This is a genomic window from Clostridium sp. (assembly GCF_051656525.1).
In the GTDB taxonomy this organism is placed as follows: domain Bacteria; phylum Bacillota; class Clostridia; order Clostridiales; family Clostridiaceae; genus Clostridium.
Genome location: NZ_JBOGCC010000008.1, coordinates 1 through 4842, shown reverse-complemented (window position 1 = coordinate 4842; position 4842 = coordinate 1). Strand labels below are relative to the sequence as shown.

Annotated in this window: 5 protein-coding genes; all 5 read left to right on the top strand. The window is 28.7% G+C overall.

Annotated features, from left to right (window positions below; all coding sequences use genetic code 11):
• Positions 1-92 precede the first annotated feature (92 nt).
• Positions 93-737: an O-methyltransferase gene (locus tag ACRDDY_RS00335; protein WP_438562978.1), complete on the top strand. Its 645-nt coding sequence runs from the start codon at positions 93-95 to the stop codon at positions 735-737.
• Between the two features lie 4 nt (positions 738-741).
• On the top strand, positions 742-1989 hold the full coding sequence (locus tag ACRDDY_RS00330; RefSeq protein ID WP_438562977.1) for a peptidase U32 family protein: 1248 nt from the start codon (positions 742-744) through the stop codon (positions 1987-1989).
• 28 nt (positions 1990-2017) lie between these two features.
• Entirely contained in the window at positions 2018-2638 is a 621-nt protein-coding gene (gene udk, locus ACRDDY_RS00325) for a uridine kinase (protein WP_438562976.1), read from the top strand.
• Between the two features lie 49 nt (positions 2639-2687).
• On the top strand, positions 2688-4274 hold the full coding sequence (locus tag ACRDDY_RS00320; protein WP_438562975.1) for a penicillin-binding transpeptidase domain-containing protein: 1587 nt from the start codon (positions 2688-2690) through the stop codon (positions 4272-4274).
• 140 nt (positions 4275-4414) lie between these two features.
• Positions 4415-4842 (top strand): sigma-70 family RNA polymerase sigma factor (locus tag ACRDDY_RS00315; protein ID WP_438562974.1); only part of this gene is annotated, 428 nt, incomplete at its 3' end.

The window sequence follows — 4842 nt, the reverse complement described above, 5'->3', positions numbered from 1 at the left end:
CATTTCTTTACAAATTCATATCAAGCATTTGAAAAGCAAAAAGAAATATATAATAAAGAGAACAATTAGTTTATCAAAATTTGGAGGTATGTATGAGCGGAATAACATATGATTATATGGAAGAATATTTAAGAGGTTTGATAGGTGAGAGTACTGGAATGACAAAGGAACTAGAAGACTTTGCAAAAGAAAATGGTGTGCCTATTGTTCAAAAAGAAACAGCTAAATTTTTAGAATTTATGGTAGGAATGAAAAAGCCGCTTAAAATATTAGAACTTGGAACTGCTATAGGATACTCTGCAACATTAATGTATGAAGCTTCAAGAACAGAGCCAGAAATTAAAACTATTGAAAGAAGCGAAGAAATGGTAATTTTAGCGAAGAAAAATATTGAAAGGCTAAAGTTATCCGAAAAAATTCAAATTCTAGAAGGGGATTGTCTAGAAATATTAGAGAACTTAGATGAAGAATTTGATTTAATATTTATGGATGCAGGGAAAGGACATTATAATCATTTTTTACCTCACTGCTTAAGACTTTTAAAAAAAGATGGAATCATTATAGCTGATAATGTATTATTTAGAGGTATGGTTCCATCACAAGAATTAGTTAAAAGAAGAAAAATAACAATTGTTAAAAGAATGAGATCTTATTTAGAAATGGTTAATACTGATGATACTTTAGTAACATCAGTAATACCAATGGGAGATGGAATTGCAATAACAAGAAGGAGGTAATTTTATGAAAAAGCCAGAGGTTTTAGCACCAGCTGGGAATCTTGAAAAGCTTAAAATAGCTATAGATTTTGGAGCAGATGCTGTATATATAGGTGGAAGTAAGCTTAATTTAAGAGCTTTTGCTGGGAATTTTACAAATGAAGAAATGGAAGAAGGGGTAAAGTACTGTCATGACAGAGGTAGAAAAATATACTTAGTTATGAATGTATTCCCACGTAACTTTGATTTTAATGGAATAGAAGAATATATTAAAAGTATTGAAAAGACAGGAATTGATGCAATTATAGTTGGAGATCCAGGAATAATTGCAATAGCTAGAGAAGTATCACCAAATCTTGAAGTTCATGTAAGTACTCAAGCGAATGTTGTAAATTGGAGAACAGCTAAATTTTGGTATGATCAAGGTTGTACTAGAATTGTTTTAGCAAGAGAAATGACTTTAAATGAAATTAAAGGATTTAAAGAACATTTACCAGCAAAATGTGAAATAGAAACATTTATACATGGTTCTATGTGTATGGCATATTCAGGAAGATGTTTAATTTCTAATTATTTAATAGGTAGAGATGCTAATAAAGGAACATGTGCAAATATTTGTAGATATAAATATTACTTGGTTGAAGAAACAAGACCAAATGAATATTATCCAGTTCTTGAAGATGATCAAGGAACATACATAATGAACGCAAAGGATCTTTGCATGATAAAGCATATTCCAGAGCTTGTTCAAAGTGGGATAGATTCCTTTAAAATTGAAGGAAGAATGAAGAGTGAGTTTTATGTAGCTTCTGTTGTTAAAGCTTATAGAGAAGCTATTGATAGTTACTGTAAAAATCCAGAAGGATATAGATTTAAACAAGAATGGATGGATATTCTTTTAAAGGTTAGTCATAGACCATACCATTCAGGATTTTATTTTGGAAAAATGGGTGAACAAAATTATGACGAAAGCTCATATATAAGAGATTATGATATAGTTGGAATAGTTAAAGAATATGATGAAGAAACAAAAACTGCAACAATAATGCAAAAAAATAGAGTTTTTGAAGGTGATAAGGTTGATATATTAAGAGCTTATACTGATAATTTTAGTGTTCAATTAATTGATATGTTTGATTTAGATAAAAAAGTTAAAACAGAGGTGGCAAATAGAGCTCATATGATGTTTAGTGCAAAGGTAGAAATACCATTACAAAAGAATGATATGCTAATAAAAGCTAAAAATAATATAGAGATAGGAACTAAATTATAATTAGGGTTTAAAATAAGGAGGATAACTAATGAACAGACCAATATTAATAGGAATAACTGGGGGAACAGGGTCAGGAAAGAGTACAATTGCAGATGCTATATACAATAGTTTTAGCGAGGATTGTATTGGGATGATTCAACAAGATGCTTATTATAAAAGTCAAAATCATTTAACAATGGAAGAGAGAACTAAGACTAATTATGATCATCCAAAAGCATTTGATAATGATTTATTAATATCACACTTAAAGTCTTTAGTTGATGGAGAAGCTATAAGAAAGCCAATTTATGATTTTACAATTCATAATAGAGTTGAAGAAACAGTTTTAGTTAATCCAAAGGATATAATAATTGTAGAAGGAATACTAATATTAGAAGATGAAAGAATAAGAGATCTTTTAGATATAAAAGTATATGTAGATACAGACGCTGATATAAGAATTCTAAGAAGACTTTTAAGAGATATAGAAGAAAGAGGAAGAACTGTTGACTCAGTTGTTGAACAATACTTAGAAGTGGTTAGACCAATGCATATGCAGTTTACAGAACCAACGAAAAGATATGCAGATATAATTGTTCCAGAAGGTGGACACAATAAAGTAGCAATAGATATATTGGTTTCAAAAGTTAAAGATACCTTACAAAGATAAGAATAAAAACACCTCCTAGTGGTTATAATTACCAAAAGGAGGTGTTTTTTTGAGAAATTTGAGAAAAAGAGCAAAGAGTATGAGAATTCTTTTTATAATTATATTTTTGGGGTTATCAGTGAGGTTATATTTTTTACAAGTAATGCCCACAGAGCAAGTTACAGCTAATTATATGAATCATCAGACAGAAGTAATAAGTGATATGAAGTATATGTTATTTGATACAAAGGGAAAAGATTTAAATAATTATAATAAAGAATACTTAGTTGTAATAGATTCAAAACCGTTTAAGTTAAATAATTATGGTGAAGCTCTTCAAGGACTACTTACCTTTAATTTTATAATGAAAGAAGAAATAAATGATTTTAGTTTTGACGATATAATGAAAGCTCCTCATGGAAAAAATTATTATAATGTATCAAAAGAAACTTTTGATAAAGTAAATAGTATAAAGAATGTAAAAGGTGTTTATACATATATTTATGATAAAAGAGATAATAAAGAAGCGTGGTCTATTGATGGGATGTTTTCAAATTTAGATAAAACTGAAGCTAAAGAGGGAACATTGGATTATATAATAAAAAAAGAAATTGAACAGAATGAATTTCCAAAAGTGAATTTTTACAGAGATGATAATACAGTGTACACAAGTAAAAGTTTAGTAGATATAGAAAGAAATAAAAATATAAAATTAACAATTGATAAAGAAATTCAAAATAAAATAAAAGAGGTAACAGTAGATAAAAAGTATGAGAAGTATGAAAATATAGGAGTAGTTCTTGTAGAAAGTAAGAGTGGGAAAATACGTGGATTTACTCAAAAAGATGAGAGTCAGCCTAATATTAATTTAGGGATGGAAGGTATAGGGTATGAGCCAGGATCTATATCAAAACTTATTACGTATGGAATAGCTTTAGAAGAAGGAATAATTACACCTGAGACAGCATACATGTGTAGAGGTAAAAAATGCAAAAATATATTTCATGGAAATATTTCGTCTAAAAAAGCTCTTATAGAATCTTGCAATGATATATTTGGGTATATAGGTCATGAAATAGGAATTGAAACAGTATTAAACTATTCTAAGGAGCTTGGGATGTTTGAAAGGGTATTAAATATAGATAGTAAAAATAAAAGTGAAGCAAAAGGAACATATATGAAAGAGAATGCTGGAGTAGATAATCTAGCTATTGGTCAAAGTATGACAGTTACTCCAGTACAAATTACAGGTGCTATAAATACTTTTTTTAATGATGGTGTATATGTAAAGCCTACAATACTTGAAGGAATTACAGATTCAGAAGGAAAAGTAATCGAAGAATCTAAAAAGGAAAGTAAAATGATATTTAGTAAGCTTACTAGTGATATGGTCAAAAGTGGGATGAAGGACGTTGTTTTATATGGAACAGGGGATTTAGCAAGAGTTCAAGGAAAAACTATTTATGGAAAAACAGGTTCTGGAACATTTCAAGATAAGACACATTGTTGGTTTACAGGTGCATTTGAAATTGAGGGGATAGAATATACTATGAATGTAGTAGTTCCAAATGTAACTGAAGAAGAAGGGAAAATTGTAGGGGGAAGTACAGTAGCAGCACCTATCTTTAGTGATGTAGTAAAAGCATTAGTAAAATAGTATTAAAAATTTTTCAAATTAAAAATACTGTAAATTAAAAGTCATGTTTTTTTAGAAAACATGACTTTATATTTTTAAGAAGAGAAAGTTTAAAGGAAAAAAATCATACTATGATAGTAAGCACTATTAGGAGGCAAATAATGTTAGTAATATCTAATTTTATTGATTTATTGTGTAGTACATTTTTTTTAACAGGATACATTTCTAATAATAATACTTTTCCAACACCATTGAATGAGAAAGATGAAGAAAAATATTTAAGACTATTAAAGAATGGGGATAAAAAGGCGAAAAGTATATTAATAGAAAAAAATTTACGACTAGTTGCACATATAGTAAAGAAGTATACATTTCCAAATAAAGATGTAGACGAATTAATTTCAATTGGAACAGTGGGGCTTATAAAAGCTATTGATTCTTTTGATGTAGATAAGGGAACGAGGCTTGCCACATATGCATCCAGATGCATTGAAAATGAAATTTTAATGCTATTTAGAAATAATAAAAAACAAAAGGGGGAAGTTTATTTACAAGATCCAATAGGCGTAGATAAAGAAGGAAATGAAAT